At 62.5% G+C, this 22,764-nt stretch carries 24 protein-coding genes and 3 pseudogenes; 12 read left to right on the top strand and 15 right to left on the bottom strand.

Features of this window, described 5'->3' with window-relative positions:
• Window positions 1–64: 64 nt before the first annotated feature.
• The 5 genes from ACSSVG_RS09805 to ACSSVG_RS09785 all read right to left on the bottom strand — a co-directional run bounded on the left by ACSSVG_RS09805 (window position 65) and on the right by ACSSVG_RS09785 (window position 6,750).
• Complete coding sequence (locus ACSSVG_RS09805) at window positions 65–1,207, bottom strand: S-methyl thiohydantoin desulfurase family protein (protein ID WP_231341717.1); 1,143 nt, start codon at window positions 1,205–1,207, stop codon at window positions 65–67.
• A gap of 1 nt (window position 1,208) precedes the next feature.
• A complete protein-coding gene (locus ACSSVG_RS09800) occupies window positions 1,209–2,765 on the bottom strand; it encodes a hydantoinase/oxoprolinase family protein (RefSeq protein WP_231341716.1) in 1,557 nt (518 codons plus the stop codon).
• Entirely contained in the window at window positions 2,762–4,105 is a 1,344-nt protein-coding gene (locus ACSSVG_RS09795) for a purine-cytosine permease family protein (protein WP_492418657.1), read from the bottom strand. The genes ACSSVG_RS09800 and ACSSVG_RS09795 overlap by 4 nt, the downstream gene beginning before the upstream one ends.
• Window positions 4,106–4,227: 122 nt before the next feature.
• A complete protein-coding gene (locus ACSSVG_RS09790; protein ID WP_231341714.1) occupies window positions 4,228–5,349 on the bottom strand; it encodes a VanZ family protein in 1,122 nt (373 codons plus the stop codon).
• Window positions 5,350–5,484: 135 nt separating this feature from the next.
• Entirely contained in the window at window positions 5,485–6,750 is a 1,266-nt protein-coding gene (locus ACSSVG_RS09785; RefSeq protein WP_492418655.1) for an MFS transporter, read from the bottom strand.
• A gap of 50 nt (window positions 6,751–6,800) precedes the next feature.
• Here ACSSVG_RS09785 and ACSSVG_RS09780 point away from each other — a divergent pair, with 50 nt between their 5' ends.
• Complete coding sequence (locus ACSSVG_RS09780) at window positions 6,801–7,754, top strand: ArsR/SmtB family transcription factor (protein WP_492418653.1); 954 nt, start codon at window positions 6,801–6,803, stop codon at window positions 7,752–7,754.
• A 47-nt stretch (window positions 7,755–7,801) separates the two neighbouring features.
• Here the strand turns inward: ACSSVG_RS09780 and ACSSVG_RS09775 are convergent, their stop codons facing one another.
• Both ACSSVG_RS09775 and ACSSVG_RS09770 read right to left on the bottom strand, forming a co-directional pair.
• Window positions 7,802–8,353, bottom strand: a complete 552-nt coding sequence (locus ACSSVG_RS09775) for a dihydrofolate reductase family protein (RefSeq protein WP_492418651.1) — start codon at window positions 8,351–8,353, stop codon at window positions 7,802–7,804.
• A 20-nt stretch (window positions 8,354–8,373) separates the two neighbouring features.
• The gene (locus tag ACSSVG_RS09770; protein ID WP_231341710.1) at window positions 8,374–8,694 is read right to left on the bottom strand and encodes a hypothetical protein; all 321 of its coding nucleotides are present in this window, start codon (window positions 8,692–8,694) and stop codon (window positions 8,374–8,376) included.
• A gap of 579 nt (window positions 8,695–9,273) precedes the next feature.
• On the opposite strand from ACSSVG_RS09770, the gene ACSSVG_RS09765 reads away from it, so the two are divergent.
• The gene (locus tag ACSSVG_RS09765) at window positions 9,274–9,672 is read left to right on the top strand and encodes a hypothetical protein (protein ID WP_231341700.1); all 399 of its coding nucleotides are present in this window, start codon (window positions 9,274–9,276) and stop codon (window positions 9,670–9,672) included.
• Between the two features lie 40 nt (window positions 9,673–9,712).
• Window positions 9,713–10,228 carry a hypothetical protein gene (locus ACSSVG_RS09760; protein WP_492418649.1) on the top strand — a complete coding sequence of 172 codons (516 nt, stop codon included), beginning with the start codon at window positions 9,713–9,715 and terminating at the stop codon, window positions 10,226–10,228.
• A 66-nt stretch (window positions 10,229–10,294) separates the two neighbouring features.
• On the opposite strand, the gene ACSSVG_RS09755 is transcribed toward ACSSVG_RS09760, so the two are convergent.
• From ACSSVG_RS09755 to ACSSVG_RS09735, 5 genes and pseudogenes are all read right to left on the bottom strand, one after another.
• Window positions 10,295–10,780 carry a DUF6578 domain-containing protein gene (locus tag ACSSVG_RS09755; protein WP_492418647.1) on the bottom strand — a complete coding sequence of 162 codons (486 nt, stop codon included), beginning with the start codon at window positions 10,778–10,780 and terminating at the stop codon, window positions 10,295–10,297.
• Window positions 10,781–11,129: 349 nt separating this feature from the next.
• On the bottom strand, window positions 11,130–11,579 hold the full coding sequence (locus ACSSVG_RS09750; RefSeq protein WP_017197419.1) for a peptidase inhibitor family I36 protein: 450 nt from the start codon (window positions 11,577–11,579) through the stop codon (window positions 11,130–11,132).
• A gap of 130 nt (window positions 11,580–11,709) precedes the next feature.
• Window positions 11,710–12,231: an ATP-binding cassette domain-containing protein gene (locus ACSSVG_RS09745; protein WP_492418645.1), complete on the bottom strand. Its 522-nt coding sequence runs from the start codon at window positions 12,229–12,231 to the stop codon at window positions 11,710–11,712.
• Between the two features lie 49 nt (window positions 12,232–12,280).
• Window positions 12,281–12,589 carry a hypothetical protein gene (locus tag ACSSVG_RS09740; protein ID WP_492419293.1) on the bottom strand — a complete coding sequence of 103 codons (309 nt, stop codon included), beginning with the start codon at window positions 12,587–12,589 and terminating at the stop codon, window positions 12,281–12,283.
• Between the two features lie 54 nt (window positions 12,590–12,643).
• Window positions 12,644–12,814 (bottom strand): annotated as a pseudogene (locus ACSSVG_RS09735) (hypothetical protein); the annotation flags it as partial.
• A 140-nt stretch (window positions 12,815–12,954) separates the two neighbouring features.
• Between ACSSVG_RS09735 and ACSSVG_RS09730 the strand changes: the two are divergent.
• Window positions 12,955–13,203: a hypothetical protein gene (locus tag ACSSVG_RS09730; RefSeq protein WP_231341697.1), complete on the top strand. Its 249-nt coding sequence runs from the start codon at window positions 12,955–12,957 to the stop codon at window positions 13,201–13,203.
• Window positions 13,204–13,309: 106 nt separating this feature from the next.
• On the opposite strand, the gene ACSSVG_RS09725 is transcribed toward ACSSVG_RS09730, so the two are convergent.
• Window positions 13,310–13,876: a type 1 glutamine amidotransferase domain-containing protein gene (locus ACSSVG_RS09725; protein WP_492418643.1), complete on the bottom strand. Its 567-nt coding sequence runs from the start codon at window positions 13,874–13,876 to the stop codon at window positions 13,310–13,312.
• 192 nt (window positions 13,877–14,068) lie between these two features.
• On the opposite strand from ACSSVG_RS09725, the gene ACSSVG_RS09720 reads away from it, so the two are divergent.
• The 6 genes and pseudogenes from ACSSVG_RS09720 to ACSSVG_RS09695 all read left to right on the top strand — a co-directional run bounded on the left by ACSSVG_RS09720 (window position 14,069) and on the right by ACSSVG_RS09695 (window position 17,832).
• On the top strand, window positions 14,069–14,560 hold the full coding sequence (locus ACSSVG_RS09720; RefSeq protein WP_492418641.1) for a DUF2975 domain-containing protein: 492 nt from the start codon (window positions 14,069–14,071) through the stop codon (window positions 14,558–14,560).
• On the top strand, window positions 14,560–14,772 hold the full coding sequence (locus ACSSVG_RS09715) for a helix-turn-helix domain-containing protein (RefSeq protein WP_492418639.1): 213 nt from the start codon (window positions 14,560–14,562) through the stop codon (window positions 14,770–14,772). Before ACSSVG_RS09720 ends, ACSSVG_RS09715 begins: the two co-directional genes overlap by 1 nt.
• A 60-nt stretch (window positions 14,773–14,832) precedes the next feature.
• Window positions 14,833–15,564 (top strand): annotated as a pseudogene (locus ACSSVG_RS09710) (GH25 family lysozyme); the annotation flags it as partial.
• Between the two features lie 126 nt (window positions 15,565–15,690).
• Window positions 15,691–16,263, top strand: a pseudogene (locus ACSSVG_RS09705) (GH25 family lysozyme); the annotation flags it as partial.
• 43 nt (window positions 16,264–16,306) lie between these two features.
• Window positions 16,307–17,119: an alpha/beta fold hydrolase gene (locus ACSSVG_RS09700; RefSeq protein WP_492418637.1), complete on the top strand. Its 813-nt coding sequence runs from the start codon at window positions 16,307–16,309 to the stop codon at window positions 17,117–17,119.
• A 482-nt stretch (window positions 17,120–17,601) separates the two neighbouring features.
• Window positions 17,602–17,832 (top strand): hypothetical protein, encoded by a 231-nt coding sequence (locus ACSSVG_RS09695; RefSeq protein ID WP_253465441.1) that lies wholly within the window; start codon window positions 17,602–17,604, stop codon window positions 17,830–17,832.
• Window positions 17,833–18,113: 281 nt separating this feature from the next.
• Here ACSSVG_RS09695 and ACSSVG_RS09690 read toward each other — a convergent pair whose 3' ends face one another.
• A complete protein-coding gene (locus tag ACSSVG_RS09690) occupies window positions 18,114–19,469 on the bottom strand; it encodes a uracil-xanthine permease family protein (protein WP_492418635.1) in 1,356 nt (451 codons plus the stop codon).
• Between the two features lie 255 nt (window positions 19,470–19,724).
• Here ACSSVG_RS09690 and ACSSVG_RS09685 point away from each other — a divergent pair, with 255 nt between their 5' ends.
• Window positions 19,725–20,330 carry a malonic semialdehyde reductase gene (locus tag ACSSVG_RS09685; protein ID WP_231343430.1) on the top strand — a complete coding sequence of 202 codons (606 nt, stop codon included), beginning with the start codon at window positions 19,725–19,727 and terminating at the stop codon, window positions 20,328–20,330.
• 58 nt (window positions 20,331–20,388) lie between these two features.
• On the opposite strand, the gene ACSSVG_RS09680 is transcribed toward ACSSVG_RS09685, so the two are convergent.
• Window positions 20,389–21,861: an MFS transporter gene (locus ACSSVG_RS09680; RefSeq protein ID WP_492418633.1), complete on the bottom strand. Its 1,473-nt coding sequence runs from the start codon at window positions 21,859–21,861 to the stop codon at window positions 20,389–20,391.
• A gap of 105 nt (window positions 21,862–21,966) precedes the next feature.
• On the opposite strand from ACSSVG_RS09680, the gene ACSSVG_RS09675 reads away from it, so the two are divergent.
• Complete coding sequence (locus ACSSVG_RS09675) at window positions 21,967–22,623, top strand: TetR/AcrR family transcriptional regulator (protein WP_253465449.1); 657 nt, start codon at window positions 21,967–21,969, stop codon at window positions 22,621–22,623.
• The last annotated feature ends 141 nt before the right edge of the window (window positions 22,624–22,764 follow it).

Below are 22,764 nucleotides of genomic sequence, written 5' to 3'. Positions count from 1 at the left end.
ATGCCACCGCCGCGCCGCCAACTGTCGTTGGGGACGCGGCGGCGGGCCAAACGTTCGACGGCGGTCAGCTGCGGTAACGCTCGATGGACTCGGTGTGTTCTTCGGGCGTCCCGTCCCATCTGTGGGAAGGGACGCCGTACCCGAAGTACTCCGGTCCGGCCAATGCCAGTCCCTCAGTGGTGTGCCAGCGAGGGTCACTGGGCGCAGTCAGGATGCACAAGCGCTGCCCATAGCGCAGGTTCTCCGTGGTGACCGGTTCGGCGGATTCGGCGTCCACCACGATGATGAGGTCCGGCGTCGTGGTCACCACGGTTCCGTCCTTGGTGGCGAGCAGGTGCTCGTTCTGGAAATGCAACGAAAGAACGGATCCGGCGTCCGCGCCCATGCCCTCGATCATGGCCTGGCCCTTGGCGAACCCGCCGGTCGTCTGGCGCTGCAGGTCCGTGACCTTGCCCAGATGAACAATGCGCCCCCTCAGCGTTTCCGCCAACACGTCGCAGGGGTTGAGGTTGTGGTGTTGGGCGTTGGCAACGGCGTCTCCGATGGCGATGGCGAAGGACATGGAGCCGGCCACGAAGCTCTCACGGGCCTGCGCGCCGGTCATGGCATAGGTGCTGTTGAAGGCGTTGCATCCCATTTCGATGGAGGCCTGCCGGGCAAAGCGCTCAGCCCAGAACGAGTCGATCGCCTCGATGACAAGCGTGTTGCCCTTCTCATCAGCGAGTGCCATGGGAGTGGCATGGATTCCATACAGCGGTGCCATTCCCATTTGTATTTCAGGGAAGGCCCGGCCGATCAGGTCACCGTCGATCAGGGGGATTCCCAGTTGCGCTGCCGCCACGATGGGCAGCAGGGAGTTTGATCCGCCGATCTCCAGGCAGGCGGTGTGGGTCGCGGTCCGGTTCAAGGACGCCGCCAGCTTCTGGATAGTCAGATGCAGGTTTTCCACCGTGTCGAGCTTCTCCACGGCTACCGTGGGAGCGCCAATCGCAGCAATGGGAACGATAAAAGCATCATCTGCCAGGTCCTCAACGGAGACGAGTTCCACGGGGCCGAACTCCTCGATGGCCTGTTTCGCCAGGAGGGCCCCAATGTAAGGGTCGCCACCTCCACCCGTGCCAAGGATGGCCGCCCCGCGCGCCAGGGAATCAATATCGTCCACGGTGATCTTCTTCAGTTTGCGGCCGTGTGCCACTTCCAAGGTCATCTCATTTTCCTAACGTGAGGTTGCCGGCTGCCTTGACCCGAACGCGCATGGCGTTTCCGGGAAGGTAGGGGATGGGAATGGCTTCCTGCTCAACAATCGTCACCGTGTCCGGGTTGGCACCGGCGGCAACGGCGCGGTCAACAGCCTCCTGCCGGGCGGATTCCATGGCGCGCTTCTGATCCCCGTCCGCAATGGATGACACACGGTCCACCTCCCCGCTGATCTGGGCGATGGCGGCCCCGTACGCGTTGGCGACGTCGAAATTCCCGGGGCGGTGGATGGTGCCCAGGCCGTCCAGTTTTTCTGCCAGCAGGATGGACCCGCCGCCGACGGCGACAACCGGCAGTTCAGCGGACGAAGTCCGGATCCGGTCCGCAATATCGGCGATGGTGCGGTCGATCTGTTCCAGGGCTGACCTGACCACAGAGTCGCTGATGTGGCTCACCAAAGACGCGTCTCCGACGTCGGCCCTTCCGCTGCGGACAGCGATGTCAGTTGCCGTCAGGACAGACCCGCCAAAGACCAGCGACTCGTCGGTGAGGCGGTAGCCCACCGAATCCGGGCCCACGGTGCCCTGATCGGTCCGGACGCGGGACCCACCTCCGAGGCCTGCGGAGAGGACGTCAGGCATCCGGAAGTTGGTGCGGAGCCCTGCGAGCCTCACGTGGGTGCTGGACTCACGGGGAAAACCGTTCACCAGGACGCCGACGTCCGTGGTGGTGCCGCCGATGTCCACGATCAGGCAGTCGGAGAATCCGGAGAGCGCAGCGGCCCCGCGCATGGAGTTGGTGGGACCTGAAGCGAACGTGGCTACGGGGTAGCGCCGCGTGTATTCAATGTCCATGAGCGTGCCATCGTTCTGGCTGACGTACAGAGGCGCCGTGATGCCCTGCTCCAGCACAGCTTTGGCCAGGCCATCAACAATCCGGTTCGCCATTTCGGCGAGGGATGCGTTGACGATGGTTGCGTTCTCCCGTTCCAGGAGGCCCACCCTGCCGATCTCGTGTGACAGGGACACGGGGAACTCCGGGCCCAGCTCTTCGCGGAGGATGGCCAGGGTGCGCTGCTCGAATTCGTCGTTGACGGGCGAGAAGACGCTGGACACCGCCACGGAGCGGATGCCGTGTGCGGCGATGTCGGCTGCGTGGCGCCTTATTTCGTCCGGATCGAAGGGGCTGATGGGGCGGCCGTCGAACTCGTGGCCCCCGTGGGCCATGTAGGCGCGGCCCTTGACGGCAGTGGTGAGGGTGTCAGGCCAATCCGTGAACGGCGGCAGGGAAGCGGTGGCGGGAAGTCCCAGCCGGATGGCCGCCGTCGGGCTGAGGTCCCGTGCTTCAATGAGGGCATTGATGAAATGGGTGGTCCCGATCATCACACCGCGGATATGGTCCGGGCTGAAGCCGTTCAGTTCCTTCAGCGCCGTGAGGACTTGGGTGATGCCGCTGGTGACGTCCCTGGTGGTGGGGACTTTGGTGGAGGCGAGCACCTGCGCGCCATCCAGCAGCACGGCGTCTGTGTTGGTGCCGCCGACGTCAATGCCGATTCTCAGGCTACTCATGGTGCGGTTACCGATTCTTCCTTTGTGGTGGTTTCGCTGGTGGGTTGGTTGTCGCCGTAGGACCGCAGGAGGTTTAGTTTCCCGGCGACGACGTAGAGGACGAATGCCGCGGCGAGCGAGGTGAAGGCAGGGAGCCCGAAGGTGACGAAGTAGCCCAGTGCCGCAGAGATCGCCCAAATGACGAAGGTTGCAGGGATCCAGTTGGGTGATTTGGCTGGTGGGAGTTCGGAATCGCGGCTTGCCTCCAACAGGGGCCGCCACTTCTTGACCACGAAATACTCGGCCATGATGATGCCGGCTACCGGCGGGAAGACGACGCCCAGGACCATGAGGATGTCGATGAACTTGTCCAGGATGCCGATCGCGGCGAGGACACTTCCGAAAACGCCGAGCAGCAGCGTCACGTGCCCACGGTTCAAGCGCTTGTTCATGGCGCTGTTGAAGAAGGACACCACGCCTAGCCCGGCGCTGTAGAGGTTCCAGTCGTTGATCTTGGATGTGCCCAGGACAATGATCAGGATGCCCACCCAGCCCACGGAGGAGAAGATGATCTGGGTGACGTCTGCCGTTTTGACGGCGTGGGCCAGCAGGACACCGATCATGCCGATGCTGTAGTTGCCCAGGGTCATCCCGACGACGGTTTGCTTGACGACGTCGCCGGCGCTCCTGTTGTAGCGGGTCATGTCGGGCGTGATGACTGCTCCGAGCACGGCACTTCCAGCAACGATGGTGGTAGCCGTGACGAAATCCAGTTGTGGGCCCGGAGGGGCATCGGTGATGAGCTGGCTGATGGAGTGGTTGCTGAGCTCGGCCCATGCTGCCCAAGCGATCAGGATCATGAACAGCGGCACGGTGATGTTGGCCAACCACTGCATTGATTCAAATCCGCGGACCACGATCAGCGTGACCACCAAGCCAAAGACCAAGGACCACGCCCACGTGGGAATTTCGGGCACGATTTGGTTCAGTCCAGCGCCGGAAATCCCTGACTGGATACCGAACCAGCCGATGAGGCTGATGCAGATGGCCAGGCCAAGCACCGAGGCGCCGCCCCGGCCGAAGCCGGTCCAGCGGGCAAGCATGGAAGTTGTGAGCCCCTGGCGCATGCCGGCGATGCCGACGAAAATCATGAGTGCTTCGACGATCAATGCGCCTACCGTGAATGCCCAGAAGGCGTCCCAGAAGGTCATGCCGAAGCCAAAGGTTGCCCCGAGAAGAAACTGGCTCAGGTCAGAAGTCTGGCCAAAGCGTTGGACCGCGATGCCGAACCAGTGCTTCCGCTTCGTTGCGGGAACCCTGGTGATGGGGTAGTCATCGTGCCCTGTGTCGGAGGTGGACATGACATACATTCCTTTCGAGTGATTCACTTCACAGTATCTGCGGGTCACTCGAAGGTCATTGGGCAATGTGCAGTGCTTGGTGACGCTGGATATGCGAAGTGCACAGAAGCGTTGCTCGGCCTCTAGTCCGCCCGCGTCGCTGAACCGGCCACCCGCCGTCGTTCGCTTTCGCGTGCGTCAACCATCTGCGCACCAGTCAGAACCCCGGAAAGTCCCCGCGACTTTGTGAGCGGAACCGCCACGAAGGCTGCCAGAAGGACCAGGCCCGTGAGTGGGCCGAACGCGGAGGTAGGCAGCAATGCGCCAAGGAACGACAACACCACATAGAGCCCGCCGGTGACGCTCGCCCGGAGCAATGTCCGACGGCGGGTGGCCGGCCACTGCGGTTGCAGCCACACCGCGCGCTGGCCGAGGGAGGCCCCCGGGCCTACGAGCGCCGGAAGATAGAACACCAGGAACCCGGGGACGAGATGCATCAAGACGAGGGAGGTGGCGTCGTCGTCGCCGGGGAGCTCCGCGCCGATCGCAAGCAACCCGATCCTGTACGTGACGACGAAGGCGAAGCCGAGGAACGCGAGCGACACGTAGTCGATGACCATTCCCAACCAGCGCCGCCAAACGGTGACGGGACGGCTCTGGCCGCGGGCCGCGCGGAGTTCGCGTCGTTGCGGCATGAACCAGAGGACGAGGGGTGCGATGAGCGCGCCGATCAAGGCGCCCAGGGTGTTGGTGACGAGGTCGTCGACGTCGGCCAGGCGGTAGGCGCAATCGTAGATACCCCACAGCCCGGTGAACTGTGTGGCTTCGATGAGCCCGGAGGCCAGGGCGCCGGTCAGCGTTGAAACTGCGATGTTCCACGAAAGGTAGCGCCGCGCGATGACGCCCCACGGAATGAACAGCACCACGTTGAACACCACTTGCAGTGTTGCGCGGCTGGTCAGCGTGCCGGTGATCCCAAGGCCTGACGTTTCACGGTGGATGTCGTCCAGGAATTGGAACGGGATCGCTTGGAACGTGCTTCCACCCGGGCCGCACTTCAGCAGGCTGGGGTCGGGAAGCGGCAGCAGCGTGTAGGCCACCAGGGCCACGCCGTAGACGCTCAGCCCGGCAGCGCCCAGGAACCGACGCCAGGTGAATCTGCCGAACATCCTGTACTGGACCGCAACGATCGGCACCATGAACACGCCAAAGAGGAGCACCCCTCCCAGCACACCCACGTACGCGGGCCACACCCATTCCCCCATGGTTCCCTTTCGCTTGTTAACTCCATGGTTTCAGGATGGGGGGTTCAATTCCTCCGTCTGGGTGGTGATGTTGCTCGCGGCGGGCTGGTACCGGGGGTGGAGCCTCGCGGTGGCTTGGGCGCTCGCTCGGCCCGCCTAGGTGAGTACCGCCGTCGTCGAGGCTTTCCGCGCTATCAGCGCGACACCCGCCGCCGACGCAATGAAGACCGCACCCAGGATTGCCCAACCCAGCGTGCCATGTTCGACGACGGTAGCGGTCACCACCAGCGGTGCCAGCATGGCCCCCAGGGCGGAGCCCATGCCGAACATCCCTTGGTAAGCGCCGGCTTGGAGGGGATTGGCGAGTTCGAAGCTCAGCCCCCAGGCTCCCGCTTGCGAAAGGATTTCCGCCAACGAGTGCAGCAGCGCCGCTCCGCACAGGAGCGTGATGGCGGCGATGACCGGCAGGCCGCCCGCCATTGCGTAGAGTGCGCAGGCTGCGGCCATGAGCACGCCACCTGTCATCACGATCCTTCCTGCACGGCGAGGCTGGTCGGTGCCGCGGGAGAGCGGGACTTGCAGCAGGACGACACACACGGTGTTGATCACCAGGACCACGGATATGAGCACATCGGGCGCGCTGGTGTCCTGTGAAATCCACAGCGGGACGCCCATCTCGGCGAGACCGAACTGCATGCCGAAAATGCCTGAGAGCACGGTCAGCAGTATGTACCGGCGGTCCCGGAAGGGGGAGATGCCCCGCGTGGGAGCAGGGTTGGCGGGATCGTGGCGCGGTGCATCAACGCGGTTGGGGAGCCGGCGGAGATGCAGCGCGCTCAGGATGTAGACCACACCGGCGCTGATCATCATCCACCGGAACGCGTCGGCGGTTCCGGCCAGCAGTGCGAGTCCGGCGATCATGCCTCCCACCGCGATGCCCACGTTGGTGATGGTGCGGAGGACTGCGCGGGCATTCACGCGGTTCGGCCCGTCAAAGGCCCGGGCGATGATCGAGGAGCGCGTGGCGTTGGCGCCCCGGTCCACGCCTACCGTAATGCAGGCAATCACGACGGCGGTGCTGAAGTTCCCGGCGAAGGTATAGCTCGCGATCGCGAGACCTTGGACGGCCACCATCCCCACCAGGAGCCGACGCGCGGAAAAGCGATCGGCAAGGCGACCGCCGATGTACGACGTCGCGACGCCAACACCGCTGGAAACCGAGAGGATCACTGCGATTTCAACGGCGCTTAGCCCGACGAAGCGGCTGAAGTACAGCACAGTGAGGGTGAGGAAGATGCCCCGTCCCAAGGTGGAGACGAGGATGGCCGAAGCCAAGATCTTGAGAGTGGGATCTGAGAGCGCGACCCGGAGGGTGTGCTGTGGAGCGGGGGCCGTGTCTGCGGGGGATTTAGTCACACACATAGTTCTGTCACCCGCGGAAGACGGCCGGTATTGATGTAGCGTAGTGCTTCATGTTGAAGTACGAGTTGTCAGAAGCAGATCTGGGCGGCGTGCGCTTTGGCATCTCCCCTTTGTGTGAACTCGGACTTTCCCTCAGGGCTATTCGCGATCCCAGCCAGTATCCACTCCAGCTGCCGTGGTTGCGTCGGACCGAAGAGGCCCGCTCACGCTTGGACCTCGACGGATTGCTGGCCCTGGTTGATGACAGGCTGTGGACGCCGGACTTCCTGAACCCCCGGCCTGAGTCCCCACTCACCCGGATTGATGACGAGTTCGCGGCTCTGGAGCGGATTTCCGCCGAGCAGTTTCACGGCGACCTGATCCGGGTGCACGGCGCTGTCCCGACTGTCTTTTCCGGCCCTGTTGGACCAGCCATACAGCGGATGGTCCGCATCCTCCGGGAATTCTGGGACACCTGCTTCGCGCCGCACTGGCTTCGCATGCGCACCATCCTGGAGGCGGATATTGTCTACCGTGGCCGGCAGATCGCGCAGGGCGGCCTGGTCACGATGCTCAACGATTTGTCCGGCGCCGTGGAATTCGACGGCCGCGTCATTTCCGTGCGGCTCAAGAACCCGGCGTCGCGGACCGAGAAGACTGACGGCTTGGGGCTGACCCTGGTTCCCACCATGTTCACCCGAAGGGCCTCTGCCCCTGTGAACCATGGCGATCCGCCGCTGCTGATGTACCCGGCCCGCGGGCAGGGGGCCATGTGGGAGGCCGAGCAGGTGCGGAACCCTGCCGCTGTTGTGGCGGTGCTCGGCGAGGTCCGGACCAGCTTGCTAACTGCCTTGGCCGCGCCGGCGTCATCCACCGAGCTCGGTGTGCGCTTTGGCGTCACGACTTCCGCTGTGAATCAACACCTTCGGGTGCTTCGAGACGCCGGCCTGGTGACGTCCACCCGCTACGGCCGCAGCGTCCTGTACTTCAGAAGCGAGCTGGGTGCCGCGTTGCTGCTGGGGTGATCGCCGTCGGGGGTGGCCGCACGAGCTGAGTCCCGCCGTCGTACGTTTTAGTCTTTGCGGAGGCTGTACGTGCTGATCACGTTGCCCTTGCTGGTGGCGTACTGGTCCTCCAGTACGAGCCGGTTCTGTGGGTCGCCGTCCTCGAACAACCGGCGCCCACTGCCCGCCACGACGGGGTGGGTCATGAGTGTCAGCTCGTCGAGCACGCCGGCGAACAGCAGTTGGCGAACCAGGGAGATGCTGCCGCAGACGGCGATCTCGCCGCCGTCGCGGTTCTTCAGCTCGGTGACGAATTGCTCCACGTCACCCTTGATCAGGTGCGAGTTCTCCCATTCAAGCGGCTCGGTCAAAGTGCGGGATGCGACGAACTTCTCCACGGGATTGATGAAGGCCGCAAAGTCATCATCCTGTGAAGCATTCGGCCAATACCCGGCCCACTCCTGATAGCTGACACGACCCAAAACCACGGTATCCACCGTGTTGATCATCTTGGTCAGTCCCTTGCCCAGCTCGTCGTCGAAGCTGTCGAACTGGAACTTGAACGGATCCTGGACCACGCCGTCAACGGAGTGGAACAGTCCGGCGGTGACTTTGCGCATGGGTTCTCCTGTTAGGTGGCTTAGGCGGCGCGGCTGGTTGTCTGAAGTTCGCGTGACGGCAGGGCCGTCACATTGTTGTTTTGAAGGCGGACTGGGACCTCGTAAAGCTCGGCGAACACCTGGAGCTGTTGCAACGCGTCCGCATCAACGGTCGCTTCCGTCAGGTCCATTTCGACGCCGAGGCCGCCGCCCAGGCTCCGGGTGCGTTGGACCACCGGGTAGAGGCCTTGAAGGCTGGTTGCGGTCACATGACCGGTCGCTGCGATCTGGATCTGTTCGCCGTCAACATCGACGCGAACAACTACGGAGAGCTTGTCGCTGGACAATGTGTTGCCTTTCATCAGGTTGCTGCCACGCTGCAGCGACCCCCAGCGTATGTGTCCGATGTGACCTACGCAACATTACGACGGCGGGGCTGGCATGGGTGCGGCCACCCGTTTCGCAAGGTGGGCGGGTGCAAGCGGCCACCAGCCGGGCCGCTGTGTACGCAGCATGGATGCGGGCTCGTGGGCCACAAGCCCAGCTGTCCCGGAAGTTGTCTTTGTGACAGCTGTTGAAAGGGATGTTTTGGGACAACATACGGGACGGCTTCCTTGGACAAAGGTTCATCGAACACGATCTCTAGTGTTGAATCTGCGGCTGGAGTGGTGACATTTACGACGAGGACCTGGGAGTCCTGAGTGGTGGCGGCTTGGGCGCTGGGCGCCACTCCTAGAAGCAACAAGCCCGGCGCCGTCACAACGCCTATGATTGCTTGCTTGAATTTGGTGCCGTGATGGCGCATATTTCCCCCATAAGACCGATTGTTGATTACCGGCGTACCGTTACGTCGACGTTGTGGTTCCGGTCGGAGGTAATCCAGCAAATAAACAGGCCTTTACGTCGGAAGCGGTCACAAGGCGGTAGTGAGAGAGGCTTCCATGGCGGCAGAGATTGTAGAGATTATCGGTCACGTCTTGCGGGATGTGAGTTCCAGCGGGCTGAGTGAACCCCGCATTGAAGAAAGCGACTGGGACGACGATCCTCAGGTGCTCTCGGCGATGATCTACAGCACCCGCGATTCCACCGGACAAGGCGTGTCGGTCAGGGGCGACCTCGCACGGGCCAACCAGCTGGTGTCAGTGGCGGACCAGGTTCAAGAATGGGTTATCGAAGAAAACGGCCCCACCAACAGCAACTGGCCCCAGTGCCCCTGGCATCCCAACAATCACCCACTGGCCGCCCATATGGTCGGCGACCAAGGCGTTTGGGCCTGCCCTGTACTAAACACCCCTGTAGCCGTAATCGGAGAGCTCAGCGTAAAAAGACCGGACGGATAGGCCTGCCCGATCGTGAGCTGGACATCCAACGACTACCAACATGAGGGCTGGGTCGCTGCGGTTGCGCCAGACGGACGGGCTCTCAAGGTCTTCGACCAGCGCAGGAATGCTGGTCCACGGGATCACTGGACACTACGAACCAGCAGGGGAATTCCACCCCGAGGAGGAGATCGTTCCTGACGACCTGATTTTGAGCTGGCGTGGTGCTTGCACGTGTGGGTGGCAGGGAGAGCTGTGGCAAAGAGTGCTCACGCCTGCAGAGGCTGATTTCGCGGCCCGCAGAGAAATACTGGCCGCCGGGGACGGAGCTTTCGTTTCCGAACCCGTGGAGGACGCCGTTCAGGATGAGTGGATGATCCATATCGCCCCGTTCGAAGCGATCCTGGGTGTGGAGGCCGCCGCCAGCGAATACCGACAGGCGGGGCATCGGCTCGATAAGACTGCCGCGGCCCCGGAAGATGCAGGTGCTTGCTGGGCCGATATTGGCCGCGCCGCTGGGATCAGCCGCCAAGCAGCGCATGAACGCTGGGCCGATAAGAAGCCCTTCCGGTCGTAGCGCTGCTAGTGTGCGGATAGCGATCACCTAGCGGGACGCTGGTGCAGTATTGGGACTTGCTGCGTGTCACTGTCTCGTCGATTCGCTGGCGCTATTCTCTTCGTCGCAGTATGCAAGTGATAGGACATAGCCGTAGAGATAGTCGTCCTCGACACTGTCAAAGGGCCTTGTGTACGAGAACGTGTACATTTTCTGGCCAGTGCCGGTGTTGGCGACGCTTTCCTCATGAGCGGTATCGCGCATCCATGAACCGGGTGTGTCCGCTACCGGCTCCAAGATTGCCTCGCCAGTCACGGGTACGAAGCCTTCGCGTGTCCGGGTCTGACGACAGCGCACGCTGCACAGCTCAGCTACTTCTCCCGAGACCCGACGCGAGGGTTGGTGCACCGCATCGCCGTACGAATCGAACTGCCAATCGATCACCAGACGATCACCGAACAATCGCCAAACCCAATCTCGGTCGGCCGGATACACTGTCCAATCCACGGTGTCACCCACTCTAATGAGCAGGTGATCTTCCGCGATTTGCCAGTCCGTAAGCCATACAAGCATGCGACCATCGTCGCAGACCCTGCATTCGGCATGAGGGGGACATGACGCTGGCCATCCCTGGCGTCCGCTAGGGGATCCTTGAGCGCACCCTATTTGGCGTTGGAGTAACGTGTTTCATGCACGTGAAATCCGTCAGGGCTCTACCGGTCGGAGGTGGACGGCGTAGTGCGGTTTGGCGTCTGCGACCAGGTCCGGACCGGCGTATCCGGGCAAATTACTTTGGCTAGAAGTTGAGTTGCGTTTCTTCAGGGGGACCCTTGCATCCAAGCGAATACCCCGTGCTGGGTGGATCGACGGGAGTGGCCTTGCCTCAAGAGCGTGGCAGGGCCACCACCCGCTTACTGCAGGGCTAAGCCCAGGACTGGTCCCGAGAGATGCAGGCCCCGCCGTTGTAGGCCACGTAGATTGAGCTGACCCTGTTTTTCATCTCGCCCAGGTTGAGACGGTCCCCCGGTTGGATGTACCAGGCGTAGCCGACGCAGTCGGGGCTGTCGTAGATGGTGATGTATGCGTGCGTGTTGTTGATTAGGGAGGCTGAGTTGTTGTTGACTTGGACGCCCCATCCGTTCCGTCCAGCCGGGCCGTCGGTGAACAGCTCGTTTCCCATGCCGGCGTCGCTGTTGGCGTAGTCGGCCCGAGCACCTTGGAAATCGGAATTGAAGTAGAAACACGCCCGTCCTGACGGACACGCCGTCCCTGAGCCTGAAGCATTGGCAGCGGGCGCGCCCGCCAGAAATGCACCAGCACCCAAAGCCAGCACAGCGCCTGCAGTAGCCGTCTTACGCATCGCGAGTTTCATGAAGTTCCCCAGTCATTTTTGTTCGCGGACTCATCATCCGGGCGCCCACCGGAGGCGTCTCCATGATTCTCCGGCACCTCCGTATCACGCGCCATGGGGACATCTGCCCTAACGCGCGGCTGGTGTCCAATCAATGGCGTTCCGTTCCAAGAGCCTCTCGGGGGGCGGTGATGCGGCGATGCAGACGGTCGACATCGCCGAAGGGCCCCGCCGAACACCTGACCGACACACGGAGAGAACCCTGGTCGGTGTAAGCCTCTGCTCCACGTAGAAGATGGGTCGATATCAACACGGCTTTGGCAAGCCTTATTCTCATGCCCAACGACAGGTGTCTAATCTTCTTCCGTGATGCCGCCTGGAGCCCTGTGACGGAAAGAGTCTCTGGGATCATGTTTGGCGGAAGATCCGCGGCGTCGGCATTCATCTTGAGGAACTTTTGCGCGCTGCATGACGCAGGCAAATGGTTTGGACCAAGCATGAAAGACGCGACACTGCTCGGCCGGGCGTGAGAAGCGAGCGGGCGGCCGTCGTAGAGTGCCTTGCCCCGGTCCGGCACGGCGAGGCCGGCCATCATCCGCATTACCGTTGATTTACCGGCCCCATTCGGGCCCAAGAGGGTCGTGACCGAGGACTCCGGGCATCCGAAAGACACGTCCGAAACGACTGGTTTACCCCCCTAGGACTTTGAAAGAAGCTCAACCTCAGCCTTCATATGGACTGCTGCCTTCATCGCTGCGGACAGCCGGAGTCTTGTAACTAAGTCCCCAGCCGACAAAGGTGACCACCACAAGGGCGCCCACGGTTCCCCACAGACCCACGGATGTACCCAGATCGACCGCCGGCCACAGCAGCCGGGCGATGAAGTACAAGGCAGCCAATGCAAAGACGAGCCCATATGCCACATTCAGATTACGACGGAACGGGCTCGTCTTGGGCTTCTTCTCGAACCCAGCCGTGTACTCGAACGCAGTCCCGAAATCCTTCTCAGGCGGCTGGCTGGAGGCGGCCACATGAGCTCGTCCCTCATCGGTCAGGCTAAAGATCTTCCTAGCCGGCCCAGTCGTAGGGTGCTCCCAATGCGCAGCGGCCAGACCCTGGTCAGAGAGCCGCTGCAGTAACGGATACAGCGTCCCTCCCTGAAAGGTCCCAATATTTGACGCCTGGCCGCCCACTACGCCATCACCGCCATCGAGGCCAAACAACGACCCCGCCAGATTTGATGCGGCCTCGTGCATGCAGGCGGGAGCATGTGGGGCCGCGAAGCCAATAGGTCACAGCCCGGCGCATCGCCATCATGGGCACTCCTGCCCATTTTGGCCCCTTGTCTGCGCTGATAGTTTGGCCATGTTCGTTCAGGCCTATGTGGGGAGAGACCATGAAGTATCAAAAGACGATTACCCGTGTTGCGGCAGCGATCGCACTTGCCGCCGGAGGCCTCGCGGTTGCGGCGCCGGCGCAGGCTGCGGGCTACACCTACCTGTACCCGACCGACTTCAGCACACAGTCCGCGTGTAACACGAAGCGCCTCACGATGAACTCCTCCTGGACCCGCGCGAGTCAGTGCTTCATCATGACCGACACCGGGAAGGTCGTGTGGAAGTTCTCCGTCACTGTGCGTGGATAGTCTCGCTACCAATGGGTTAGGTCAGTGAAACGGCGAGTGCCGCCGTCGTGCTTCATGTGAAGTACGACGGCGGCGCTCGGCTTTTGGTGCTGCGCTGCGGTGACCGCTAAGCGGTCTGGCCGGCGTGCTGCCCCTCGGAGATTTCCTCCACGAGCTTGCTATTGAATGCCGGGAGGTCGTCCGGGTTGCGGCTGGTGACCAGGCCTTGATCGCACACCACTTCTTCGTCGGTCCAGTTGGCGCCGGCGTTCTTCAGGTCCGATTGGAGCGTGTGGTACGACGTGACGTTGCGGCCCTTGATCACGCCGGCGTCGATGAAGATCCACGGTCCGTGGCAGATCGAAGCCACGGGCTTGTGCTGATCAAAGAAGGCCCGCGTGAAGTTCTGCGCGTCCTTGTCCACGCGGAGGTTGTCCGCGTTCACGACGCCACCCGGGAGTACCAGTGCGTCAAAGTCGGAGGCGTTGGCGTCGGCCACTGCGAGGTCGACGTCGAACGTGTCGCCCTTCTCCACGCCGTTGAAGCCCTGGAGCTTTCCTGTGGAAAGCGCTACCAGCGTGGGGTCGCCACCGGCATCCTTCACGGCCTGCCAGGGGCTGGTGAGCTCAACCTGCTCCACGCCGTCTGTCAGGAGAAATGCGACCTTCTTGCCTGCGATGTTGTGTTCTGACATTGTTCCTCCTCGTTGCGCAGCGGGGTGCTTTTTGGGCGAGACCGCCGCTGTGAGAGTTGTTTGTCTGACCTGTTCCAGCCTAGGGAACCCTGCTTTAGTAAGCAAGCTGACTAATTGTGTCACGGGACCTGGTCGCTTGCTAAGTGATCGAATATCGATAGAATCAGGTTGTTGTTCGATAAAGGAGTTCCGATGGGTAAGCTGACGATCCTCGCATTGCGGGTTGTGATCGCGATGGTGCTGGCAGGATCGCTGTTCGTCCAGGTGTGGATGGTGCCGCTGCTTTCTACGGACCTTGTTGAGGCCGGTGCGCCCGACGGTCCGCGGATTATGCTGCTGGTGATTATCGTTCTGGGAATCCTCTGCGTGCAGGTAGTTGCGGTCTGCGTGTGGAGGTTGCTGACGATGGTGCGCCGCGGGACGGTGTTCTCCCACAGGGCTTTCCGGTTTGTGGACATCATCTTCGGGGCTGTATCTGTGGCCGCACTGCTGATGTTTACGATTGCGGCGCTGCTGGCTCCGGGCGACATTGCGCCCGGCGTTGTTCTGCTCATTTGCGGCGCTGCGTTGATGATCGGGGGAGTGGCTCTTCTGGTGCTGATCTTGCGTACGCTGCTGGCCCAGGCCGTTGCGCGGGACGTTGAGGCTGCTGGCTTGCGGGCCGAGCTCGACGAGGTGATCTGATGCCGATCATCGTGGACATCGACGTCATGCTGGCCAAGCGCAAGATGCCGGTGGGTGTGCTTGCCGAGCGAGTGGGGATCACGCCGGCCAACTTGGCTGTGCTCAAGAACGGGCGGGCGAAGGCGGTTCGGTTTACGACGCTGGAGGCGTTGTGCGAGGTGCTCGAGTGCCAGCCCGGCGACCTGCTGCGCTGGGAGGCTCACGGGGAATAGTAGGCTGTGCTGAATGACGTGGGGGCGCCGGTTCCTCCCGCACTCCTAAGGAATCGTCGAATGAAGTTCTCCATGTCCCGCTGCTCAAGTCGCCTGAAAGCCTCGGCTGTACTACTAGCCACCATTGCTCTTACCGCGTCGGGGGCAGTGGCGGCCACCGCGTCCGACGAACCGCCCGCAGCCCAGAACGACCACGCCATGGGATCGACACTTCGTGATCATGAAAGAGCGGACCAGAAGTTGTTTTCCATCCAAGGCACGGAGTCCGCTTTAGCAGTGCCGTCGGGCGTTCGCGGGATGGACGTCAGCAGCCACCAAGGCGTTGTGGACTGGACCAAGGCAGCAGCGAACGGCGCCAAGTTTGCGTACGTCAAAGCCAGCGAGGGGACCGCCTACCGCAATCCCTACTTCCAGGCCCAATACTCGGGGGCTGCTTCTGCCGGCATGCTGCACGGCGCCTACCATTTCGCCCTCCCCAATGCATCGTCCGGTGCAGCGCAAGCCAACTATTTCCTCCAGAGCGGTGCAGCCTGGACGCCTGATGGGAAAACACTGCCTGCCCTGCTGGACCTGGAATACAGCCCCTATGGCGACGGCGCCTGCTATGGAATGACCCCGGGCCAGATGATTTCGTGGATCTCCGACTTTTCCACCACCATCCTGTCGCGAACCGGACGCCTTCCGGCCATCTACACGACTACCGACTGGTGGAATAGGTGCACAGGTAAGGCCAACGGTTTCGGGAACCATCCGCTCCACATCGCGAGCTGGGCGTCGACGCCCGGAGCGATGCCGGCCGGTTGGAAAAACTACACCTTGTGGCAGCACGCCGAGTCCGGAGTGTTCCCGGGGGACCAGAACGTCTTCAGGGGTTCGCTCACCGAGTTGACCGCGTTCGCCAAGAACCCGGGATCCATCTTCTCTGATATCTCCGGCGGCCAATTCACTGCCGAAGTCAACTGGCTCGGGTCCCGCGGCATTTCGACAGGGTGGACCGAGGCCAACGGTGCCAGGACCTACCGACCTCTTGCCCCTGTAGCCCGTGATGCGATGGCCGCGTTCATGTACCGTTTGGCCGGCTCGCCCGCCTTCACGGCCCCTGCCAAGTCGCCGTTTGCCGATGTTGCCACGGATAACCCGTTCTACAAGCAGATCACCTGGCTTGCCAGCAAGGGCATCAGTACCGGTTGGACTGAGGCCAATGGGACCAAGACGTACCGGCCTTTGGCCCCTGTTGCGCGTGATGCGATGGCCGCGTTCATGTATCGGCTGGCTGGCTCGCCCGCTTTCACCGCTCCCGCGAAGTCGCCGTTTGCCGACGTTGCCACGAACAACCCGTTCTACAAACAGATCACCTGGCTCGCGAGCAGCGGCATCAGTACCGGGTGGGCCGAGGCTAACGGGACTAAGACGTATCGGCCGCTTGAGCCGGTTGCCCGTGATGCCATGGCCGCGTTTATGAGCCGTTTCGACACCAAGTTCGGGAGCTAGCGGGGCCGCCGCTTCAGCACCAGCGCGGTGTTAGCGTTCGAGAGTGCATTCTGTTGAATTTGGGGCGGGGACCCCAGTCCTGGTCATCCACGGATTCTGCGTCGATCATCGACTCTTGCTTGGCCTCGACCCGGTGTTCGATGCTCACGGTCAATGGCGGCGGGTCTATGTCGACTTGCCAGGTATGGGCCAAACCGCGGCGGGGCCTGAGATCGACAGCACAGATGCTGTCGCAAACGCCGTTGTCTCGTTCACGCGGGAGACTTTCGGCGATGCGGAGTTTGCCATCCTCGGAAACTCCTTCGGTGGCATGATCGCCCGTCACTTGGTAGCCGAATTCGGGGATCAAGTGCTGGGCGTTGCACTCCTCTGCCCGGTGGTCCTTGCGGATCACGGGTCACGAGCCGTGCCCAAGCGAACGGTGATCCAAAAAGACCCTGCGCTGTTAGCAGCCTTGGATCCCCTGGATGCTGCGGATTACGAAGCGATGGCCGTGGTCCAATCTGTCGAGAACTGGTCCAGTTTCCGGGATGCTGCGCTGCCAGGGTTGCGGATCTTCGACCCGGCCGCCATCGAGCGAATTTCGAAGAACTATGCGCTCAGTGAAGAGCCGGAGGGGCGGTTCGCCGCCTTCCAAGGACCCACTCTGATCCTGGCCGGGCGCCAAGACCATGTGGTCGGGTTTCAGGATCAGATTGCTCTGGCCAATAGTTACCCGCAGTCCACGATCGTGGTCCTCGATCACGCTGGCCATAACGCACATTTGGACCAGCCTGTGCTGACAGCGGCCCTCGTCAAAGATTGGCTAACCCGCGTCAAAGCCTGGAAGAAGTCCTCGAACGTCAGTAAGACTTGAAATCCATCAGGAGATCACCGTTGGAACTGCACGACACGCCCAGGGTGACACTAACGTTCGCATCCCTCGGTCCGCGACCCAACCATAGAGACATAGAGCATTTCCTCCGTGAAAATGGCTGGGCGTCTTGCGGCGCTGGAGACTGGGCGATTGCGCTCCGCTCGCCGAATGGCGCCGTTGTAGCGCGAATCAGCCCATTCGATCCAGTGGGTCCCTTCACAGCAGAGTTCTACCGTGAAGCAGCCGGCACTCGTCAGGTCCCGGAACTCCATGATCATCGCCGTTTGGACGGGGGAGGTGACCTGCAGATCATGGAATGGCTTCTCCCGGTATCAGAGGAGGAGGCAAAGGGGTTCTTGCTGAAAATAGCGAAGGGGAGCCCTGAAATGGAGGTCCTTGCCGGCATATTGCGAGGCGTCCACGAGCAGGCCAGAAACAGCTTGCCTTGGTGCGGGCCTCTGGACGAAAATCCACACAACGTCATGCGCACCCGCGACGGACGCCTGGTCCTCACCGATCCCTTTTACGCCGACGGACCCAACCTGTACGCCGCTGCTGCGTCCACGCCCGATCTCGTTGCTGCCCGGATTCCGAAGGAACAGAGAAAGTACATCACCGAAATCCCCCTCGCCGGTTCAGGCGGCTGGGACGAGGGGGGTCAGGAAAAGATCCGGCAAGGTCTTAGGGCGGCCGACGCAGAGGTACGTCGCTGAGCCAAGCCCGACGGCGGTCCTCGCCTTAGGCCGAGGTGAGGACCGCCGTCGTGGTTCAGCTAGCCACGGGCATCCCGCGTGCTGAACTTGAATCCTGCAAAGGCCACGAGACCGGCTGTCCAGGTAAAAGTTACTATCGCAGCGGTGAGGGCACCCAGGTCCGAGTCCGGGTAGGACCCTGTAACCAAGCATTGATGGGACGCATGATTCAGCATCAACCGAAGTTCTCCAGGTGACTAGTTCAAAGGAGTGGATTCCTCATCCGGAGATCACTCCCACCCCTACTTCCCCTTCTTCCCGCCCCGCTTGGCCGCCGCATTCATCGCCGACTTCACCGCAGGTGGCAGCCCCGCCGTCTCGGTCTCCGGCTCGGCCACGGTCCCGCGCCAGCGAGCCAGACCCTTCATGCCGTGGTAGATCACCAGGGCAGCAGCGGAACCAAGGGCAATGCCCGTGAACTTCAGCTCGCCGATGGTCCACGTGTAGTCGGCGATGCCAATAATCAAAGCCACAGCGGCCGTCGTCAGGTTGATCGGGTTGGAGAAGTTGACCTTGTTCTGCACCCAGATCTTAACGCCGAGCACGCCGATCATGCCGTAGAGCATCGTCGCGGCACCGCCCAGCACACCAGCCGGCACGGTCGCGATCAGTTCGCCGAATTTCGGGGAGAAGCTCAGCAGGATGGCGAAAATACCGGCCACCCAGTAGGCCGCCGTCGAATACACCTTGGTGGCGGCCATGACGCCGATGTTCTCCGCGTACGTCGTGGTACCGGAACCGCCGCCGAAGCCGGCAAGTACCGTCGCGGCGCCGTCGGCCATCAGCGCGCGGCCGGAGACGCCGTCGAGGTTCTGCCCCGTCATCGCAGCTACGGACTTCACGTGCCCCACGTTCTCAGCCACCAGCACCAGCACCACCGGAACAAACAACCCCACCACGCCGATGTGGAACTCGGGCGTCTGGAAGAAGGGCAGTCCAATCCACGCGGCGGCGTCCATCTTTTCGTAGGAAACCTCGCCACGCATCATCGCCACGAGGTACCCCACCACGACGCCCACCAGAATGCTCAAGCGTCCAAGGATCCCCCTGAACAGAACAGAAACCAGGATGATCGTGACCAACGTGATCAGCGCGGTAACCGGTGCGAGGTCGAAGTTCGCCTTGGCAGCCGGGGCCAGGTTCAGGCCGATCAGCGCCACGATGGCGCCGGTGACGATCGGGGGCATCAGCCGGTTGATCCACTCGGCGCCGAACTTCTGGACCACCGCACCAATAAGCGCCAGTACGACGCCGGCAAGCACCACGCCGCCCAAAGCGCCACCGACGCCATACTGCTGCTGGGACGCCATGATCGGGGCGATGAACGCGAAGCTTGAACCCAGGTAGCTGGGCACGCGGCCCTTGGTGATCACCAGGAACAGCAGGGTGCCGATGCCGGAGAAGAAGAGGGTGGTGGCCGGCGGCATGCCCGTGATGATGGGGACCAGGAAGGTCGCGCCGAACATGGCCACCACGTGCTGCATGCCGATGCCGATGGTCAAAGGCCAGGCGAGCCGCTCGTCGGGTGCCACCACGTGGCCGGGGCGAATGGACTTGCCGTTGCCGTGGAGCTTCCATTTCATGCCGAGCATGCTCATGGCGGGCCTTCCTCAGAAAAGTGTTGGGATTCGGTGCAACATTACCGCCATTGCGGGGCCTGCTCTACGCGCCTCGCGCGCTCGGGAGCGCGCTCAACAGGCCTCACAACTCAAAGAAACGACACGCGAAGTCACGCTGTGTGCCCAACGTCACGGGCCGTCACGGGAAGAGGACAACGGAAGTTGAAGTTGCAACCATGGAAAGCAGAAGTGCCCGGCCGCCTGTAAGGCCAGGGCCCAGCGAAAGGTTTACGAATGACGATCGCCCACGAAGAAGCAGTCATTGACGCCGCAGCAGTCGACGCCATTTTTGCCGAAGCCCGCACCGCCAACAGCTTCGCCGGTGAGGTCACCGACGAACAGGCCCGCGCCATCTACGAGCTCACCAAGTTCGGCCCCACCGCCTTCAACTCCCAGCCGCTCCGCGTGACCTATGTCCGCTCGGACGAAGCCCGCGCCAAGCTGGTGGACACCCTTTCCAACGGCAACAAGGCCAAGACCGCGTCGGCCCCGCTGGTCGCCGTCCTCTCCTACGACACTGACTGGCAGGGTCAGTGGGACAAGTTCCTGCCCGCCTACGGCGCGCCGAAGGCAATGTACGACGCCGATCCCGCCTTCGCCGCTGCTACTGGAAACAACAACGCTCATTTGCAGGCCGGCTACTTCATCCTGGCCGTGCGCTCCCTCGGTTTCGCCGCCGGCCCGATGACCGGCGCTGACTTCTCCGCCATCGACGCCGAGTTCTTCCCGGCCGGTGACCAGAAGAGCTTCCTGGTGGTCAACATCGGCCAGCCCGGTCCGGACGCCTGGGGCGAAGCAAAGCCGAAGTTCGCTTACGACGACGTTGTTCGCACCGTCTAAGACTCCACAAAAAACGCCCGCTCACCATAGGTGAGCGGGCGTTTTGCGTTCGTGGCGGTCAGGCAGCTTCGTCGAAGTCGTCGATCCCCGCAGCTTCCGCATTGCGGCGCCGTTGCACCCGGGACGGAACAACGAGCGCAGCGAGGAGCGCCAGCACGCCAACCCCGGCGGATACCCAGAAGCCGATGGTGAACGCATCGTCCGAAGGCGCGCCCTGCGGGGTGATGTTTGAGGAGATGAGCGCGGCAATGACGGCCGTACCAATGCTGCTGCCGACGGTGCGCAGCACGGTGTTGGCGCTGATGGCCTCGCCGGTCTGGGTCGCAGGAACACTTTCGACAATCGCATTTGATGTCGCGGCCAGTGCCATCCCAATGCCGATGCCGGTGAGGATGCCCGAGACCACAATCTGCCACTCTTCACCGTGTCCCAATGCCGGAATGATGAACGCGACGGTGACGGCCACAGCGCCGAGGATCATCGGAATCTTGGGCCCCACCTTGCGGATGAGGGCGCCAGCAATGACGCCGGAGATCACCATAGCGACGACGGTCGGCAGCAGGTAGATGCCAGCTTCGCTGACGGTCTTGCCGAACCCGTAGCCAAGGACCGTTGGCAGTTGAAGGATCGTGGGAACCAGGACGAAGGTTCCAAACATTGCGAAGCCGAAGGCCAACGCCACGATGTGCGCGGTCCACACGCCACGGTTGCGGAACAGCCGCACGTCAATCAGCGGTTCTGCCACGCGCAATTCCACGAACACGAACACGATCAGCGCGATGCCGCCACCGAGGAGCAGGCTGATGGTTTTGCCGTCGCCCCAGCCCCAGGTCTGGCCCTCGCTGATGGCCAGCAGCACGGCTACAAGGCCGACGGAAAGAATGCCGGTGCCCAGGAGATCGAGCTTGCCGGGGGTTTTGACGGGAGATTCGGGCATTCCGAAGATAGCTCCGAGGAGGGCAATCAGTACGAGCCCGGCCGGTAACCAGAACAGCCAGTGCCAGGACAGTGCCTCAACAATCGGACCAGCAGCGACAATTCCAACACCGGCGCCGATGCCGAAGATCGCGGACAGCAGGCCGATGGTGACGCTGACGCGTTCCTTCGGAAGCTCGTCGCGGACGATGCCGATGGATAGTGGCATCACCGCACCCGCGGCGCCTTGAAGCACGCGGCCAATGATCAGGACCGTCAGGTTGGGCGCAATAGCGGCGAGAACCGCGCCGACCAGAAGCAGGGAGAGCACCACGATCAGGACCTTGCGCTTGCCCACCATGTCGCCGAGGCGCCCAAGGATCGGAGTCAGCACGGAAGCGGAGAGCAGGTAAGCCGTCAGCACCCAGCTTGCGTCGCTTGTTGCTACGCCAAGGTCCTTCCCGATGGTGCCCAGGGCGGGTGCGACCAAGGACTGCAGGACCGCGAATGAAAGGCCGCCGAGGGAGAGATAGGCGATGATCGCCGTGCCGCGTTTGCGGTGAGCCTCCGTACCCGGTGCCGGTGCGCTTGTCGGGCGCTCAATGGTGCTGGACATGGTTCTCCTCGGCATGTAAACGATTGATTACTTAGAGCGTAAGTCAATTTAGTTACCTATGTCAACAATCGTTTACTTGCGGGTTTGCCGGGCTAGAGTGGGGGAGTGGGCAACGAAGTGCAGGAACCAAAACATCTCGACGGCGGGGCAGCTTTGGCGGACGACGAATTGATTCGTTCGGGTCGGGACGCGGACGTCACCCGGCGGGCGCTGGTTCGCGCCGCCCGCAGGCGCTTCGCAACCGAGGGCTATCGCGCCACCACTGTTCGCCATATCGCAGCGGATGCGGGCGTCAACGTAGCCCTCATCAACCGGTATTTCGGCTCCAAAGAGGGCCTCTTCGAAGCGTGCATGAACCGCACTGTGGATGAGCTGGATCCCCAAACCCGGGCTCGCGCGGCCAGCGTTGACGAGGTGATCGCCCGGCTCCTGGCGCACGTCGTCGAGGCTCCCAACGCCGACGACCCCCTGCAACTCCTGCTCCTGCTCCGTTCATCCGGCGACGAGAACGCCGATGCGATCCGCCGCAGGACCTTGGAGCGCTTCACCGAACAACTCGCCGCAGCCGCAGGTTGGAGTGCGGATGACTCCGCCTCGCAGCCGCTTCTCCTTCGAGCCCAAATGGCTATCGCGCTGATGCTGGGATTGGTGATGCTGCGGACGGCCACGGAAGTGCAGCCCCTCGTCTCAGCTTCCGCCGATCAACTGACGGAGCCCCTCGAGCAAGTCCTCCGAGTCCTGCTCGACTCCCGAGGTGCGTAGGTAAAGAGAGCATCCGCCCTTCCGACGCTCTCTCACCTTTCGTCGCCTTTCCGGAAACGCTCGATCACTTCCGGCGTGCGAACGCGGGCGGATCTTGGTCGTTCAGATTTCGCCTGCCCCGACCCTGGAGGGAGGTGGGAG

Source organism: Paenarthrobacter sp. E2MeOHC11 (genome assembly GCF_058744955.1).
This window is presented reverse-complemented; position numbering and strand designations above follow the sequence as displayed.

Bases quoted from the DNA above. Each gene is read 5' to 3' on its own strand.
- ACSSVG_RS09805 (WP_231341717.1), bottom strand. From the start codon at position 1,207: ATGACCTTGGAAGTGGCACACGGCCGCAAACTGAAGAAGATCACCGTG.
- ACSSVG_RS09800 (WP_231341716.1), bottom strand. From the start codon at position 2,765: ATGAGTAGCCTGAGAATCGGCATTGACGTCGGCGGCACCAACACAGAC.
- ACSSVG_RS09795 (WP_492418657.1), bottom strand. From the start codon at position 4,105: ATGTCCACCTCCGACACAGGGCACGATGACTACCCCATCACCAGGGTT.
- ACSSVG_RS09790 (WP_231341714.1), bottom strand. From the start codon at position 5,349: ATGGGGGAATGGGTGTGGCCCGCGTACGTGGGTGTGCTGGGAGGGGTG.
- ACSSVG_RS09785 (WP_492418655.1), bottom strand. From the start codon at position 6,750: ATGTGTGTGACTAAATCCCCCGCAGACACGGCCCCCGCTCCACAGCAC.
- ACSSVG_RS09780 (WP_492418653.1), top strand. From the start codon at position 6,801: ATGTTGAAGTACGAGTTGTCAGAAGCAGATCTGGGCGGCGTGCGCTTT.
- ACSSVG_RS09775 (WP_492418651.1), bottom strand. From the start codon at position 8,353: ATGCGCAAAGTCACCGCCGGACTGTTCCACTCCGTTGACGGCGTGGTC.
- ACSSVG_RS09770 (WP_231341710.1), bottom strand. From the start codon at position 8,694: ATGAAAGGCAACACATTGTCCAGCGACAAGCTCTCCGTAGTTGTTCGC.
- ACSSVG_RS09765 (WP_231341700.1), top strand. From the start codon at position 9,274: ATGGCGGCAGAGATTGTAGAGATTATCGGTCACGTCTTGCGGGATGTG.
- ACSSVG_RS09760 (WP_492418649.1), top strand. From the start codon at position 9,713: ATGAGGGCTGGGTCGCTGCGGTTGCGCCAGACGGACGGGCTCTCAAGG.
- ACSSVG_RS09755 (WP_492418647.1), bottom strand. From the start codon at position 10,780: ATGCTTGTATGGCTTACGGACTGGCAAATCGCGGAAGATCACCTGCTC.
- ACSSVG_RS09750 (WP_017197419.1), bottom strand. From the start codon at position 11,579: ATGAAACTCGCGATGCGTAAGACGGCTACTGCAGGCGCTGTGCTGGCT.
- ACSSVG_RS09730 (WP_231341697.1), top strand. From the start codon at position 12,955: ATGAAGTATCAAAAGACGATTACCCGTGTTGCGGCAGCGATCGCACTT.
- ACSSVG_RS09725 (WP_492418643.1), bottom strand. From the start codon at position 13,876: ATGTCAGAACACAACATCGCAGGCAAGAAGGTCGCATTTCTCCTGACA.
- ACSSVG_RS09720 (WP_492418641.1), top strand. From the start codon at position 14,069: ATGGGTAAGCTGACGATCCTCGCATTGCGGGTTGTGATCGCGATGGTG.
- ACSSVG_RS09715 (WP_492418639.1), top strand. From the start codon at position 14,560: ATGCCGATCATCGTGGACATCGACGTCATGCTGGCCAAGCGCAAGATG.
- ACSSVG_RS09695 (WP_253465441.1), top strand. From the start codon at position 17,602: ATGCGCACCCGCGACGGACGCCTGGTCCTCACCGATCCCTTTTACGCC.
- ACSSVG_RS09690 (WP_492418635.1), bottom strand. From the start codon at position 19,469: ATGAGCATGCTCGGCATGAAATGGAAGCTCCACGGCAACGGCAAGTCC.
- ACSSVG_RS09685 (WP_231343430.1), top strand. From the start codon at position 19,725: ATGACGATCGCCCACGAAGAAGCAGTCATTGACGCCGCAGCAGTCGAC.
- ACSSVG_RS09680 (WP_492418633.1), bottom strand. From the start codon at position 21,861: ATGTCCAGCACCATTGAGCGCCCGACAAGCGCACCGGCACCGGGTACG.